The following is a 16,122-nucleotide window of genomic DNA, read 5'->3' on the forward strand; positions in this document are numbered from 1 at the left end:
ATTTGATATTTGTAGGACTTTTTTATCTATATGCGTAATTATTTAATTTTTAATTGGGAGCAACCCATATTTTTCAATGCTTCCACCATCATTATAACATTTTCCGTCTTTATCAATATATATATATTAGAGTTTTTATTACTAGTGCTTACAAACTTATAATACTTTTTGCCCTTATAATTAATTTCCTCCTCTAAATAAGCTGTTCCCATCAGTTCTTCATTTGCTTTATCATTTAGTTTTTTTAATTCATCACTACTTATATCACTGTACTTAGATTGTCCACTATTGTCCAAGTTCTGTGAATTTCCACTATTGTTTTTCTCATTCACACTCACTTCTTTTCCTGAAGGTGAGTCCTTAAATATTTTCCCTGACTCATCAATATAAATTAATTTACTTGGATTATTTTTATCAGTATATTCAAAATAAACCATACCCTTTTCTGTAATAGCTTGGTTAAAATTAGCTTGTGAATTGAAATATGCATTTGCCATAGGAAGAAATTTCTCCAATTGTTTATCTGTAAGTTCCATAAATCTTTCATATGTCTCTTTGTCAGATTTTTTTAATATGCTTCCCCCAACATCAATCTTTTCGTCATCTAATTTCTTAACACCAATTGAGTCCAAAGGATCGTCTTCACTTATTTGCAATCTTATGCTTTTATTATTTTCTCTGATTAACTTCTTTATATTAAAGAATGTTTTTCCTCTATAGCCTGTTAAATATTCATAACTTTCTAGCGTAAAATGAGCTGCAAAACTAGAATTATTATCTCCGATCCAATACCCTTCTAAATCTGACATATCAAATACATTAGTAAATATTATCTTATCATTTAATAATATCTTATTATATTTTTTTGCGTCTTTTATAACTAATTCTGGCTTTTTTCCGTTCTTTATTAGATATATTTCGTTATCCTCAGTTATATAGCATAAGTCACTTCCATTTACCTTGAAGGATTTAACATTATCAGCTATACTTTTATTTCCAATATATAACTCTCTATTTTTAGATTTTATCATTGCAACTGAATCTAGGTAAACATCATAACTTCCATATTCATCTATAACATCCCCTAATTCAGTTATTTCTTTATTATTCTTTACTATACTCAACTTTCCATCTACTGACTTAGTAAGTATTGTATTTTTGTCAATTACCTTTAAGTATACTATATTATCCATTATCTTATTGGATTCTTTATCATCAAAGCCTTTATAATATAATGCCTTAATATCGTTAATATAATAAACTCCTTTTTTATCATCTGATATACAGTCAAATGTCACTCTATCTGCTAATAATTCTGGTTTTTCATCGTACTTTTTCACATATAGATTTAATCTACTACTTTTTGCATCAATCGTATTATATATAAAATCCTTGTCCTTTATAAATTCATCTAAAAGTATAATAGTTGGTACATCCTTAAGTACATTTGGCTTTATGTCTTTTTCATTTAAGTCCACATAGTAACTGGTACTATTCATACTATAAATAAAAAAACTGCTTTCATTATTAAACTTACAGAACCCTGCTGCTTTCTCTGTTTTAAAAATTTCCTTATTATCTTTTAATACATGAAGTATTCTCTTATCATCATAATAATAAAGTAAATCCTTTCCTTGCAAATAAAAAGATGAAATCTTATCTTCTGCAACTAATGCAGGCTTTTTATCTACTTCTTTCATCATTAATCTTCCATCTTTTGAAAGATAATAAATAGTTCCATCTCTACTTTCTAAGTCATTAATATCTGCATTTGAATCTATATTTTCTTTTTCACCTTTTTCATCAATTAAATATAATTCTCCATTATAATTAATGCCTATATATTTATTAAGTTTTTCATCATAAACTATTTGAGCACTTCCTTCATCTAGTTTAGTTTCTTTATTTTCTTTATCTAATGTATATATCTCATTATTATTATTATTATTTTCTTTATATAAGTAGAATTTACTTACAGTCTCTACATTTTTATTCTTATACTTAAAAAAATAAATAAGTGTTAGACATATTGATATGGTTACAATAATAGCAACGCCAATTATTACATTTTTCTTCACATTCTTACCTTCCACCTTAAACAATATCCTCCTTTTTATTCCTAATTCAATTATATATCATTTTATCATTTCCTTTAAACTAAATAAAAAAGATTAAGAAATCTCTTTCTTAATCTTCCTCATTTAATCTACACAGGATTCCCCAAAGAAATCCTTACTTTTTTAATTCTTTTTTCTTTTACTTCCTCTATCTTAAAGATTATATCTTTATGCTCAATAATATCTTGGTCACCCTCATTAGGTATATGTCCAATTATATTAATTAAAAGTCCACTTAATGTATCATAATCATCTGAATCAGAATCCAATTCTAAATTAAGACTTTCATTAAGTTCATCTACAGGAACTAGTCCATTAACAATATAGGTATTATTATCTATTTTTCTTATATCTGGTTCATCTTCATCATATTCATCATCTATATTTCCCATGACTTCTTCAATCAAATCTTCTATAGTAACTATTCCTGAAAAACCACCATATTCATCTACCAGTATTGCCATATGAGTTTTTGTACTTTGAAGTTCTTTGAATAATTCATCGATATTTTTTCTTTCAAGTACAAAATATGCTGGATGTAGTATCCTTCTTATATCTACATTCTCAAAGCCTACTTTACGTGCTTCAATTATAAAATCTTTCATGTATAGTATACCGATTATATTGTCACTGTCCCCTTCAAATACTGGAATTCTTGAATACTTCTCATCTAAAAGTTCGTCAAGATATTCAATTAATGGTCTATCTATATTAATTAAGTATACTTCAGTTCTTGGAGTCATAACCTCTTCAGCTAATATATCATCAAACTCAAATATACTATCTATCATTTCTTTTTCAGTTTCATTAATTACTCCATGTTCTTGTCCAACTTCTACTAAGGATTTTATTTCTTCCTTAGAGACCTTCTCCTCTAAGTCATTACTATTCAAGCCTGTAATTCTAAGTAACACATTTGTAGATACTGATAATAACTTTACAAATGGTACTGTTAACTTAGAAACAAATAGTATTGGTCTTACAGAGAACATTGCAATAGTTTCTGACTTTTTCAAAGCCACTCTCTTAGGGTACAGTTCTCCAAAAACAAGTGTAATGTAAGAAAGTACTATTGTTACTAGTACTAATGCAATCTGTCTACTATATGGTATATTAATTGCTGTTAAAACATTTCCTAAATCTTCTGAAATTCCTGTAGCTGCTGATGCACTTGAGAAAAATCCTGCAAGTGTAATTCCTACTTGTACTGTAGACAAAAATTTTGTAGGCTCCTGCATAAGCCTTTCAAGTAGCTGTGCCTTTTTATTTCCTTCTTCTGAAAGAAGTTTTATTTTGTTCTTATTTAGTGATACAATAGCCATCTCTGCAGATGAAAAAAAAGCATTCAAAAGAGTAAGTATTGCTATTAGTATCAATTGCGAAATTACGTTCGCAGGGTCAGGATCTGATTCCATTATCTTTCCTCCATTTTATAAAAATTTACCATTTTATCATAACATAAAATCGTTACATTTTCAAATTATGATATATTACTCTACTTCATTATTATTCCTAAAAGCTTAAAATTATCAATATTTCAAGAAAATTATGGTAAACTTTGTTCCCTTTCCTTTTTGACTCATTACTTCAATATATCCATTATGTGATTCTACTATGGATTTACCTAATGCTAATCCTATTCCAACTGAATCACTATTTCTTGAAGTTTTCCCTTTATAAAATCTTTTGAATATATTAGGTAAATCTTCTTTATCTATTCCTTCTCCATTATCCTCAATAATTACTTTCTTATATATTGGATTCTCAAAGATATCTATACTTATTTCTCCACCATTATCTGTGTGTTCAATTCCATTTTTGATTATATTTATAAATGCTTCTTGGAGCCATAATCTATCATGTTCTAACTTTACCTCTTTATCAGAATTAAAGTGAATCCTAACTTCTCTTTCAAGTGCCTTACTTTGCAAAACCTCAATAGCTTCTTCAATTGTCTCATTCAAACTTTGTTCTTCTTTTTCAAGCTCGATTGCCTTAGCATCAAGCTTAGCTAACTTAAGTATACTTTGAATTAACCAATTCATCCTATTAAGTTGATTTTGATTATTTAATAAAAAAGTTCTTCTTTGTTCTATGCTTAATTCTTTATTTAGCATGATATCATTATATACAATCATTGATGATAGCGGTGTTTTTAATTGATGTGATATATCTGAAAGTAAATCCACTAAAAATTGTTTTTCTTTACTTAATTCATTTATATTATTTCTTATAATCTCTCTCATAGAGTTAAATGATACTGCAAGTTTTGATAATGACCCTTCCTTATGTTCACTTATTGGTAGATAATAATCTCCTTCAATTACTTTTTTAGCTCCAGTTATTAATGATCCTATTTTCTTGTAAAATACCTTATATTGAAAAAAGTTAAAAATTAAAAGGACTATACTCATAACTAAAAATTCTATTATTATAAAACTGTTCTCTAAAATACTGTTTTCATTTAAATAAGGAAATAAGTTATTTTCTAGATCTGTATTTAATCCATATTGATTTAAAAATTTCTCTCCTCGATATTCATCTTCTTTTGTAATTCCTTTAGTCACTAAAGGTACTAGCTCTTTTTCAAGTTCAGGATTCTTATCTATCGCTTTTTCTGTAACAGCACCTATGGCTTTTATGTAGCTACTTTTCAATCCATTATAATAAAGCCTCTGTGTTATAACTGTAACAAATAAAAAAATTGATATTATTAGAAAAAGAACTGCGGAGCTTATTTTTATTTCTGGATTAACAAACTCTTTTCTCATACTTTAACTCCTTATTTTAAATGATTATTACTGAGTAACTTCCTTATTCCACATATATCCTAATCCTCTTTGAGTAATTATATATTCTGGAACTTTAGAATCATCCTCAATCTTTTCTCTTATTCTCTTAATATATACCGATAATGTGTTTTCATCAAAAAAAACATCATTTCCTTCAATAAGTTCCTTTAATATTTCATCCCTCTTTAATATTACCCCTGGCTTATATAAAAATGTTAATAAAAGCTTATATTCTTGTGCAGTTAATGTAATATCTTCTCCTAATTTTTTTACTGAAGCTGTAGAAGTATCTATTTCTAAATCCCCACTTTTCAGTTTATTTCCCGTTGATATATTTTTTGAATTTCTTCTTAATAAAGCTTTTACTCTTGATAAAAGTTCTCTAACTCTAAATGGCTTAGTAATATAATCATCTCCACCAATTTCAAGCCCTAAAACTATATTCACTTCTTCATCTAATGCAGTTAAAAACATTATAGGAACATCACTTTTCTTTCTAATTTCTCTACATAGATCATATCCATTTCCATCTGGCAAATTGACATCCAAAATAATTAAATCTATTTCCTCTGCTTCAAAAGACTCATTCGCTTGTTTTAATGTGCTTGCCCTTAAAACCTCATATCCTTCATCTTTAAGTGTAAATTCTATTCCGATAGCTAAAGATTCATCATCCTCCACTAACAATAATTTACTCAATACCATCACCTCTTAAATTATTTAGCCCATAGATTTATTATATAATTTTTCTCTATATAATGGAAATAAAGCTTCCTTACACAATGGTACGGAAGCATTTCATCTCCTTTATTCTTCTCTAATTACTTCAATTAAGTTATCCTTCTTAATTCTTGCTAGTGGCGATAATACTGAAAGGTATCCTATTACAACTGCTCCAACGCCAGCTATAACTATCGCTTCCCAAGGAATAGACCAAGGGAATTCTCTTACTCCGCCTAGCCCTTTAAACATTAAATATGATAATCCTGAACCAATAACTGCTCCATATAATGTTCCCCAGAATGCATAAAGCAATCCTTCTAATATTATCATTTTTCTTAAGGACCTTTGAGTTAATCCAATAGATTTCAAGGTTGCAAACTCTCTTTTTCTCAAAATAATATTTGTAGTAAGCGTATTAACTATATTTACACTACTTATGAGTGAAACTACTATAATGAATCCATAAACTAATATTTGAAGCATTAGCATTGTTGATTTGTCTCTTCTATTTTCATCTATATTGTTTGTTATATTTAAATTATTATTAATCTTAGTTTTTGCTTGTAAATCTGCAAGTTCGGCATTTTCATCTTTTACATTCTTGAGAGCTATATTTAGAGAATTAATTGTAGCATCACTTCCTGTTAAGGCCTTAGCAACTTCTTTAGTTGTGATAAGTTTAACCCCAGTTTGACTTCCATAATAGTCAAAAGGTTCATTATTTAATATGGCTAATACTTTAACTTTTTTAACTTGCCCTTTTCCAAATTCAACTGGTTTATCTGAGTCTTGAAGTTGAAGTTCTATTTCATCTCCAACTTTAAGATTAGCTACTGGTCCTTCATATTTCTTCTTAGTTTTTAGATTGTCTATTGCATTTTTATTAATTAATACTACACCATTTTCTTTATTAAGTTTATCACTATCAATACTTCCTGAATCTAAATATTTTTTTGTGGCTCCAAAAGAATCTTCATCATAAACAGCTATATTTGCTTCTAAAATTGTTTTTTCTGTTCCATTTACACTTGCACTCCTATATACTCCATCTATGTTTTCTACTTCTTTTACCTTTTTATCATTATTGATGGCAGTCTCAAATGAATAAGTACTATAGGATTTATACACTTTATCCACTAAATTTGATGTTTTTATACTTTTTGCTAATTCATCAAACTCTGAAGTATTTTTCTTTGCATCGCCGCCATCACTATATACTGTAAAATGAATATCTCTTGATTCATTTGGAGAATTAGTAACATTTATAAGCATATCAACTAATGACTTAAAGGATACAAAAAGTACAACACTTATTAGCACAGAGAAAACAGTTATTCTATATCTCTTTCTATTTCTTTTTATATTCTTAGCTGCCATAGATCCTTCAAAGCCAAAAAGCATTTTTATAATTCTATTATTACTTCTTTTAATTTTTCCTTTTGTTATTGATGTTCTACTACTTATAGCTTCTAGTGGTGATATCCTTCCTGCAAAAACTGCTGGAATTAATGCTGATAAATATATAGATATTATTCCCACCACTGTGCTCAATCCCATTACAAATGGATCAATAACTAAGTTAAGTGGCATTACAGAGTCCCCTCCAATTATATTAAACACCCACTTTATAACTGCCATTGCTATACATCCACATAATAATCCAAGAGGTACACCTATAATTGCCAGCATAGTAGCTTCCCTGAAAACAATATTTCTTACTTGCCTTGGTGTAGTTCCAACAGCTCTTAATAATCCAAATTCTTTTATTCTCTCTACAACACTTATTTGAAATGAATTATATATAACAGCTATTGTTGAAACTACTACAATACCAATTATTACTGAAAGTGTTGCAAATAGCCCTTTTGACCCAGAATCTTGACCACCTGCCCCTTCTATCATTAATACAGGAGCATTTTCAACATAGTTTTCTTTTGTTGTCAATTTTTCTAGTTCATCCAATGCTTTTCTTATTTTGGTTTTAGAAGAAAACTCAACTAATAATACCGAACCTTTTTTAGAAATATTATTGTCTTTTGTTAATATCACTGGTTTATTATCCATTTGACTTTTTATACTATTTTCTAATACTCCAGTAAGAGTGAATTCTTTATTATTAATATTTATTTTGTCTCCAATTTTAGTTGTTTCTGAAAAATATTTAAGAGACCATTGCTCTAGTGCAATTTCATTATCCTTTACTGGCATATTTCCTTCTTTAATCCTATATGGTGTAAGTTCTAATGCATCGTCTGTGGCTGTTATTTCATTTGCTGTTAAATGGTCATTTACCTTTATATCCTTATCCAACTTATAGTAACCATACTTAGAAATCTTAGGGTTATTAATTACCTTAGAAAATAATTCTTCATCAGTATTTTTAAACATAAGGTGAAATGAACCATAATCATTTTTTGTCTGTTCTAATTGAGCAGATTGTAGCCCTTTAACAAATAGTCCAATTGATGATATTAAAGCTACTGATAATACTATTCCTATTATAGTTAAAACTGTTCTTTTTTTATTTGACTTAAGATACCTTCCGGTAATCTGTTTATAACTAGTTATCATTATTTTTTCACCTCTGTCCCCTAATTACTCTTTAAATGCTCATCAGAAATTATTTCACCATCTTGTATTGTTATAACCCTATCAGCCATAGATGCAATATTTACATCATGAGTAATGAGTATTAATGTTTGATTGTATTTTCTTGCAGTAAACTTTAAAAGCTCAATAACTTCTTTTGAGTTCTTACTATCTAAATTTCCTGTTGGTTCATCTGCAAGTACAATGGAAGGTTTATTAAGTAATGCTCTTCCTATAGATACTCTTTGTTGCTGTCCACCTGAAAGTTCAGAAGGCAGATGTCTTATTCTTTCTTTTAATCCTAGTAACTCAACTATCTCATCTAAATATTTCTTATCAACCTTATCATTATCTAAAAGAGCTGGAAGTGATATATTCTCTTCCACATCAAGCACAGGTATTAGATTAAAGAATTGAAATATAAATCCTATTTTTCTTCTTCTAAATATTGCAAGGTTCTCTTCTTTGTAATCATATATACTCTCTCCATCAATAACAACTTTTCCACTAGAAGGTTTATCAAGCCCTCCTAATAGGTGGAGAAGTGTACTTTTTCCAGAACCTGATGCTCCAACTATTGCTACAAATTCCCCTTTGTTAATGGATAGATTAACATTTCTTAAAGCTTCTACTTTGTTTTCCCCTTTACCGTAAGTCTTATTTAAATTTTCAATTTTTACAACTTCCATTTTTATCTCTCCTTATATTCATCACTTTATATTTTTATTATAGCTTGCATTAATACCCCACTCTATGTCTATTAGCTTACATAAAAAAGAGCTCTCTTACAGTTCTGTAAGAAAACTCTTTTTAAATACATTATTTAATATAACTTACTCTTATTTACCTATAATCTTATGAATTTTTTCTGAGATTCTTTTTCTGTTCAATACGCAAATGCCACTCAAAATTATAGCAATTCCTAATACTATAATCAAATCCATTCCAATTACTGAGCCAGTCTTAGGTAATGAGCTTGAAGATAAATTAGTTAAGTTATTGATATTTGTATTATCTACATTTCCAGAAGTATTATTTGAAGGTGTTGATGTATTACTATTTCCCCCTGATGGATTATTTCCACTTGAAGGAGGATTCGTACCTGAATTTGGTATTGAGCCAATCACAAAACCTGTAAAGCCTGTAGTATCTACTCTTCCTGTAAAATCAATCAACACAACATTTAAATCTGAATTATATTTACAATTAATCCCTGACTTATATAATGCATCAAGATTCACTTTTGAGGCATCGTTATTTAAAAGATCTGAAGATGCAAATACATATTTTTTAGAGTTTATAGTTAAAGTAAGTGAAGTTTTATCATAAGTTCCTTTATAAATTTCAGCTATCTTTGATGGATCTACATATGCCTTATTATTTACTACATCTACATCATAATCTGAAATTACAGAACCAGCCACTGATAGCTTTGTTTTATCATTTTTGTTTAATGTAAGACTTGTACTATTGTTTGGATTATCTTTATCTATTACAAGAGTATCAACTAATGTATTATTGGAATATGCTGGATTTGTTGAGCTATATTTATATGCTTTTATAGTTAGTTTTCCATCTACTATATCTGCTACTTCATAGGATGGACTATCTTGTGTGTCTTGGAAAAAGGCATCCCAAGTCTTATTTGAAAGATCAGTATAAAACTTATTTCCACTTCTACCAGTTACATAATATACTGTCCCCTTAGAATAGTCTGTATAGTAGTTATCCCCATTTATAGCATATGTTCTTGAAAGTCCATGGTCATGTCCATTCAGAACAACATCAACATGGTGTCTCTCAATTACTGGAGTGAAAATATCCTTTACTGCTGGATTATTCCTAGTCTTCTTATTATAATAAGGAGTCTTGTGGAACATTACAATTGTCCATTTTTGCCTATTCGCTGAAAGATCCTGTTCTAGCCAGTCTGCTTGAGTTTTAAGAAAGTTATCATTTGAAGGTGCTTCTTCATCTTCTTGGCTGTCTAGTACTACGAAATGTACATTACCATAATTATATGAGTAAACTTGTCCCTCATACCCAAAAGGTCCATTATTAGGAACTGAAAATTGATTTGTGAAATATTCTGGCTTTGATGAACCACCACTTGGAACATACGTTTCATGGTTTCCTTGAACCACCATCTCAGGAATATTATTAATAACTCCATTCGCAGCATTAAACCAATTGTTCCAATGTTGATAATTCTGTCCTTGTTCAACCAAATCTCCAATATTAACCATGAAATTAGCATCAGGATTATCACTATAAGCTTTTTGAACTGTATCATGCCATGGAGCATATATAGGTTTACTTGAATCCCCACTTTGAGAATCCCCAAATATTAAGAACTTAGTTTTACTATTGTTACTTGCTTCAGTTTTAAATGTACTAATATTACTAAAATTAGTTCCATCCCCTACTTTATATTCATACGCCTTTCCTGGCTGCAATCCTTTAATTGTTAATGAGAAAACTTTCATATTTCCAACTGTATCAGAGGGTACTGTAGAAAATACTTTTATGTTACTTGGATCAACGTTTAGAGTAGTAAAATCAGTTGTTCCTTTAACTCTATATCTTACTTCCCCTAAATTAACATCTTTAGAAGTTCTCCATGTAATAGTTTGAGTTGTACTAGGATCTTCTGTCCAGTTTAATACAATGTGATCTGGAACAACTGTAGCATTCAAGTTCTCATTAATAGTAGTTTCATTGTAAGTCAAAGTTTCAGCATTAACTTTTAAAACTGTAGGTGAAAACAGTGCCATTGCTATAGATAAAGAGATTGTTAATGATAATATTTTCTTTTTCATTTCTTACCTCCTGGATTTTTTTACATAATAACTATAGCACCTTACTATTAAATCCATTTAAAGCACTGTAAATTTATGGTAATAAATTGTTAATTTTGTATTTATATGTAAATACTCTATGCCTATTGCCGTAAACCTTAATAACTTTTATTTCTCATATTTTTTATCTATATTCTAAAACTAATAAATTTACACTCTTATGAGAATACTTTACATTATATGCAAATTAAACACTATAAACTTAACACTACTATGCTAACCTTTCATATGAATTATTTAATTATATAGAAAGAGGGATTATTTCAATGAAACTAAAAATGAATGTTACTAAGCTTTTATTAATTACTTTTATTGTTTTAGCTTTGGGTATTATAACATTTGTACTCTTTAAATATCCTGAAGCTGGAGTAGCTGATCAAGGTGACTTCGACAGAGTAATGAGTGTATCTGGATTGCAATTACCTTCAAAAGACTTTATGGATCCTAGTTTTGAAAGATTTTATAAATACCCAGTAACTGATTATAAAATAGCTCCATTCACTCTTACTAGGATATTAATTATATTTATTTCAACAAGCATGTCTTATTTTATAAGTATGATAAGTTTTATCTGTAAAGCTTTTGGGAGTGATATTTTTAAAACACAATATTTAGCTATTACTTATGGAATAATATATACCTTATCAATCTATCTAATAATTAAATATTTAAATATCAAAAATAAACTCACTCTATTCCTATTGGTAACATTAAGCTTATTTATTTTATTTGATGGAAATTATTTAGTGTGGTTCAATAGTCTTTATGGTGAACCTATGATGATTACCACTTTAGCTTTATATATAGCCTCATGGATATACTATATATATCATAGGTACGTATTAAAATCAGAAGAAAAGATTTTTTCAAAAATCATGTTAATTTTTATTGCTTCATTTTTATTTTTAGGTTCGAAAATGCAAGTCATATCAGCATTACCAGTTATTCTCGTAATTATAATAAAACTTTTATATGAAAATAGAAATATATTAAAGCCTTTTATGAAAGTATTATGTTATTTCTTATTTTGTATTTTAATAATTTATCCTCTCCAAATTCAATTAACACATAAAGAAATGAGCAAGGATACTGAATATAATTCTGTATTCTATGGGATTCTTAAAGATTCTGAAAATCCAAGACAGGATTTAGTAGATTTAGGTCTAAACCCAGATATGGCTTCTGAGGCAGGAAAGCACTCATATTTAATTACCAGTGCCTATACAAAATATATTCCTCATACTTTAATTACTGAAGAAGACTTTTACAATAAAATATCTAGTGGGAAATTAATAAAGTTCTATATAACTCATCCACTAAGACTAATTAAAGGAATGGAATATACTGCAAACAATGCATTTTTTACAGGAACAAAACTAGGTAAATATCCCAAAATTTATAGTACTACACCAATTAACTCTTTTAATAGGTTTACTTTATGGTCTTTTTTAAGAAATAATATACTTCCTAAGAACTTAGTCTTTATTTCTTTTATATATATATGTGCCATTGTCTCTTCATTATTTATATATATAAAAAGAAAGCATTTGGAGGATGTAAAACATAAAATTCAATTATTCTGGTCGATTTTATTTATTGGAATACTTCAATTCCCAATGCCATTTATCGGCAATGGGCAGGCTGATACCACTAAACAGCTTTTTTTATTTAATTTCACCTTTGATATTGTATTAATTATAATGATTATTTACATCTCACATTTTGTATTTAATAATAAAAAGATATATAAAAACAGGAACTAAAAATTGCTCCTGTTTTTATATTTTATTTAAATTCCTTATATCTTTCGTTGATTTTTTGGAAATGTTTTTCTTCAGGTATTGAAATAGGATTACCAAAAGGCATCTCAGCTATAAGCTTCCAATTATCAGGAAGTTTCCATTTCTCTTTTATAGCTCTATCTATAAAAGTATTATAGTGCTGCAGGGATGCCCCTAGTCCTTCTATTTCTAAAGATGTCCAGATAATAAACTGTAACATGCCATTTGATTGATGTGCCCACACTGGAAAATACTCTCTATACGTAGAGTAATCTTGCTCCAAGTATTCTATTATATTTAGATCTTCAAAAAATAATATAGTTCCATATCCTTTCTTAAAAGCATTTATCTTCTCTATATTTGCTTTCAATCTATCTCTTTGAATATTCTTTATTATATGTTCCTTGGTAACTTCCCAAAACTTTTCATGTTCCTCCCCAAGTAGCAATGCTATTCTGGCACTTTGTGAATTAAAAGCAGTTGGAGTATACTTCAAAGATTCTTCTATAATTTCTCTAATTCTTTTTATTGGAACAGATATTTCGTTACCTACTTCTATTATGGTTCTTCTTTCTTTCACCGCTGAATGGAACTCTTTTTCCATAAAAAAAATTCCTCCTTATGAAATAGTTTATTTAACTATTATATGGATTCTTGAGAAATTTTAATCATTTAACATACCCACTCTTAGTGAATTCTCCCAAGTATGTTGTATACACAACGTGAGACCATTCTCCAACTTTAAATAATAAAGTTGCTTCTTCATATGCTTCTAAAGATCCAATAACTTCTCCATTAGGTGTTTCATGTGTATTTATTTTATTTGTGCCATTAGTCCAATTATACGGATTATAATATTTAATTAATCTATTATTTGTAATATACCCTTTTCTAACTCCAGTTGGTGTAGGATACTCAACTTCAGCAAGTTGTTTTGAGTAGAATACATTTAGTACAGTTATATTATCTCCATCATCTACTCTTCGTCCAGGAATTATAGCTCCATCCTTATCTCTTACGTAAAACCAATCTCCTTGTATTCTTGCATTATTTGGATAAGTAAAATCTCCTTTTGTAACTTCTTGAACTAGAACTGGTACTACTTGAGAAGCACTTTTTGAATTTTTAATAAAATCTAGTGGGAACTTATCTCCTGGACAACTTGTGGCATATAAATCCTTATGACCATATACTTGCAGGTTATTCCCATACCTACTCTTAATATCTTCAATTAAATCTAACCCAGCATTTAGCTGAGCTTGAGGTGGCACTTCTATCATATATGAACCTTCAAAACATATTCCTAAGCTATTGTAATTAGCGCTTGGACAGTGTGCTCCTCTTTGACTTTCTTCCCTTCCTTGATATATAGTTCCATCTTTTCTTACAAAGTAATGATAGCCTATACCTGCGTAGCCTCTTTGCAAATGCCACCTATGAATATCAACTACAGTACATACTGAGGCATCAGCATGATGTAATACTATTCTGCTTGGTTTATTTTCCCCATGGGGTAAATCTCCATTCCAACTTAATTTTAAATCAATTATTTTTATACTCATAATCAACTCCTCCTAATACGATAAATTTTATCAATCTTTCTTATCATTCTGATTTATTTCACCTTTTTTCTTAAGAATATCTATTGCATTCTTTACTGAAGGGGGCAACTCAATTCCAGTTAGCCCCACTTTTTCTATAATAGATAGGCACTCATTTGCCATAAACCCTATCATAACTGCATTTCTTAAGAATCCATTTGAAGCCAGAACTATATCTATTTGATTTACCATAACAATAATTAATAGAATAAGAATTTTCCTTACTAATCCTATTAAATCTACCTTACCTTGATCTGCTCCAGTTTCTGTCTTTGATGAATTCTTAATCATATAGGTTACTATTAAACTACATATATATTCAATAATCATACAGCATATTAATGCAATTAGGATGCTATTATATCCACCTAAGATTAAACCTAATTCTTCTCCAAACGCTACAATTGTTATGAGAATACCATTTTTAAAATTGATTATCCTATCCATCTTACTCCTCCTTTCATGTAATAAAAATCAAGTAAATATCTTTTGTCAAATAAAACTATATGCTTTCTCCTTATTTATTTCATTCCTCCTATCTTAATTAAAAATTTTAAACCAACCGATCCTTTTGTTTCTTTTTACGTAACTAGATTTCAAAAAAAATACTTATTCAAGCCATAAATCAATTATTATTACAAACTTACTTTTGCATATTTGTATATTCACATTAATTTTCACATGATATAGTTACGTTTTCCGTAACCAAATATTATCATAGTAAATTTTCATTGTCAATGCATTTCACGTAACTTTTCCCAGATTTTTTACACGATTTGTTGCGTATAAAGTAATTTATGCTATAATTAAAATAGCTTAAGTTTGTGAGGTAGTAAGAATGGAAATGAATGAAAGAATTAAACAAAGACGTGAAGAATTAGGACTTACACTACAAGAAGTTGGTGAATATTTGGGTGTATCAAAAGCTACTGTTCAAAGATATGAAAGTGGCGAAATAAAAAACCTTAAACTGGATTCAATTGAGAAGCTAGCCGAAATATTAAAAGTTTCACCTGCATATCTAATGGGTTGGGAAGAGCAAAGAAAACCAAATAAATTAGAAACTCTAGCTGCACACTTTGATGGTGATGATTTTACTAAAGACGACTTAGATGATATAGAAAACTTTATAAAATATATTAAGTCAAAGAAAAAATGATAACTTTCACTTAAAGGGGGTAGAGAATGACTTACGAGAGCTTAGAGAATGAGATATATGATGAGGGTATAGAGATTATACAAATGAAATTCAAGGGAAATCTTAAAGCCCTCTATGGAAATAAAACTATAGCTATTGATCCTAGAATTGAAACTTCAAGTGAAAAAACTTGTATTCTAGCTGAAGAACTCGGGCACTATCACAAAACTGTCGGTAATATATTAGATAAAACAAAGATTGAAAATGTTAAGCAAGAAAAAATTGCCCGTAACTGGGGATATGAAAGACTTATCAGTTTACTTGATATTATCAAAGCCTTTAATGAAGGTACAAGAAATCTTTATGAAATGGCTGAATACTTGAATGTTACAGAAACATTCTTAAATGAAACTATTAACCATTACCGTGAAAAATATGGTCTTATGTTCGAGATTAGCGATTATCTTATATATTTTGAACCAAGACTCATCATAATAAAAAAATTTTAGTACCAGTTGATTTA

Annotated in this window: 13 protein-coding genes; 3 read left to right on the forward strand and 10 right to left on the reverse strand. The window is 28.8% G+C overall.

The window, feature by feature from the left end; translation table 11 throughout:
• Nucleotides 1–38: 38 nt before the first annotated feature.
• From L1S47_RS03130 to L1S47_RS03160, 7 genes are all read right to left on the reverse strand, one after another.
• On the reverse strand, nt 39–2,093 hold the full coding sequence (locus tag L1S47_RS03130; protein ID WP_238882063.1) for a hypothetical protein: 2,055 nt from the start codon (nt 2,091–2,093) through the stop codon (nt 39–41).
• Between the two features lie 113 nt (nt 2,094–2,206).
• Entirely contained in the window at nt 2,207–3,532 is a 1,326-nt protein-coding gene (locus tag L1S47_RS03135; RefSeq protein ID WP_238882064.1) for a hemolysin family protein, read from the reverse strand.
• Nucleotides 3,533–3,646: 114 nt separating this feature from the next.
• Complete coding sequence (locus L1S47_RS03140; RefSeq protein ID WP_238882065.1) at nt 3,647–4,888, reverse strand: sensor histidine kinase KdpD; 1,242 nt, start codon at nt 4,886–4,888, stop codon at nt 3,647–3,649.
• Between the two features lie 27 nt (nt 4,889–4,915).
• Entirely contained in the window at nt 4,916–5,608 is a 693-nt protein-coding gene (locus L1S47_RS03145) for a response regulator transcription factor (RefSeq protein ID WP_238882066.1), read from the reverse strand.
• Between the two features lie 108 nt (nt 5,609–5,716).
• Nucleotides 5,717–8,203 carry an ABC transporter permease gene (locus L1S47_RS03150; RefSeq protein WP_238882067.1) on the reverse strand — a complete coding sequence of 829 codons (2,487 nt, stop codon included), beginning with the start codon at nt 8,201–8,203 and terminating at the stop codon, nt 5,717–5,719.
• A 20-nt stretch (nt 8,204–8,223) separates the two neighbouring features.
• Nucleotides 8,224–8,910 (reverse strand): ABC transporter ATP-binding protein, encoded by a 687-nt coding sequence (locus L1S47_RS03155; protein WP_238882068.1) that lies wholly within the window; start codon nt 8,908–8,910, stop codon nt 8,224–8,226.
• A gap of 150 nt (nt 8,911–9,060) precedes the next feature.
• Nucleotides 9,061–11,040 carry a metallophosphoesterase family protein gene (locus L1S47_RS03160; RefSeq protein ID WP_238882069.1) on the reverse strand — a complete coding sequence of 660 codons (1,980 nt, stop codon included), beginning with the start codon at nt 11,038–11,040 and terminating at the stop codon, nt 9,061–9,063.
• A gap of 305 nt (nt 11,041–11,345) precedes the next feature.
• Between L1S47_RS03160 and L1S47_RS03165 the strand changes: the two genes are divergently transcribed.
• Nucleotides 11,346–12,842: a hypothetical protein gene (locus tag L1S47_RS03165; RefSeq protein WP_238882070.1), complete on the forward strand. Its 1,497-nt coding sequence runs from the start codon at nt 11,346–11,348 to the stop codon at nt 12,840–12,842.
• Between the two features lie 22 nt (nt 12,843–12,864).
• Here L1S47_RS03165 and L1S47_RS03170 read toward each other — a convergent pair whose 3' ends face one another.
• From L1S47_RS03170 to L1S47_RS03180, 3 genes are all read right to left on the reverse strand, one after another.
• Nucleotides 12,865–13,464 (reverse strand): nitroreductase family protein, encoded by a 600-nt coding sequence (locus tag L1S47_RS03170; protein WP_238882071.1) that lies wholly within the window; start codon nt 13,462–13,464, stop codon nt 12,865–12,867.
• A 64-nt stretch (nt 13,465–13,528) separates the two neighbouring features.
• Nucleotides 13,529–14,422: a peptidoglycan recognition family protein gene (locus L1S47_RS03175; RefSeq protein WP_238882072.1), complete on the reverse strand. Its 894-nt coding sequence runs from the start codon at nt 14,420–14,422 to the stop codon at nt 13,529–13,531.
• A 30-nt stretch (nt 14,423–14,452) separates the two neighbouring features.
• Entirely contained in the window at nt 14,453–14,908 is a 456-nt protein-coding gene (locus L1S47_RS03180) for a holin family protein (RefSeq protein WP_238882073.1), read from the reverse strand.
• Between the two features lie 391 nt (nt 14,909–15,299).
• On the opposite strand from L1S47_RS03180, the gene L1S47_RS03185 reads away from it, so the two are divergent.
• Together L1S47_RS03185 and L1S47_RS03190 are read left to right on the forward strand one after the other, a co-directional pair.
• On the forward strand, nt 15,300–15,620 hold the full coding sequence (locus L1S47_RS03185) for a helix-turn-helix domain-containing protein (protein ID WP_238882074.1): 321 nt from the start codon (nt 15,300–15,302) through the stop codon (nt 15,618–15,620).
• 26 nt (nt 15,621–15,646) lie between these two features.
• Nucleotides 15,647–16,108: an ImmA/IrrE family metallo-endopeptidase gene (locus L1S47_RS03190; RefSeq protein ID WP_238882075.1), complete on the forward strand. Its 462-nt coding sequence runs from the start codon at nt 15,647–15,649 to the stop codon at nt 16,106–16,108.
• The last annotated feature ends 14 nt before the right edge of the window (nt 16,109–16,122 follow it).

It is taken from the genome of Clostridium sp. YIM B02551, assembly GCF_022324735.1.
GTDB lineage: Bacteria > Bacillota > Clostridia > Clostridiales > Clostridiaceae > Clostridium_T > Clostridium_T paridis.

Coding starts and splice junctions, on each gene's coding strand:
- L1S47_RS03160 (WP_238882069.1), bottom strand. CDS start 11,040: ATGAAAAAGAAAATATTATCATTAACAATCTCTTTATCTATAGCAATG.
- L1S47_RS03165 (WP_238882070.1), top strand. CDS start 11,346: ATGAAACTAAAAATGAATGTTACTAAGCTTTTATTAATTACTTTTATT.
- L1S47_RS03175 (WP_238882072.1), bottom strand. CDS start 14,422: ATGAGTATAAAAATAATTGATTTAAAATTAAGTTGGAATGGAGATTTA.
- L1S47_RS03140 (WP_238882065.1), bottom strand. CDS start 4,888: ATGAGAAAAGAGTTTGTTAATCCAGAAATAAAAATAAGCTCCGCAGTT.
- L1S47_RS03155 (WP_238882068.1), bottom strand. CDS start 8,910: ATGGAAGTTGTAAAAATTGAAAATTTAAATAAGACTTACGGTAAAGGG.
- L1S47_RS03180 (WP_238882073.1), bottom strand. CDS start 14,908: ATGGATAGGATAATCAATTTTAAAAATGGTATTCTCATAACAATTGTA.
- L1S47_RS03170 (WP_238882071.1), bottom strand. CDS start 13,464: ATGGAAAAAGAGTTCCATTCAGCGGTGAAAGAAAGAAGAACCATAATA.
- L1S47_RS03150 (WP_238882067.1), bottom strand. CDS start 8,203: ATGATAACTAGTTATAAACAGATTACCGGAAGGTATCTTAAGTCAAAT.
- L1S47_RS03135 (WP_238882064.1), bottom strand. CDS start 3,532: ATGGAATCAGATCCTGACCCTGCGAACGTAATTTCGCAATTGATACTA.
- L1S47_RS03185 (WP_238882074.1), top strand. CDS start 15,300: ATGGAAATGAATGAAAGAATTAAACAAAGACGTGAAGAATTAGGACTT.
- L1S47_RS03190 (WP_238882075.1), top strand. CDS start 15,647: ATGACTTACGAGAGCTTAGAGAATGAGATATATGATGAGGGTATAGAG.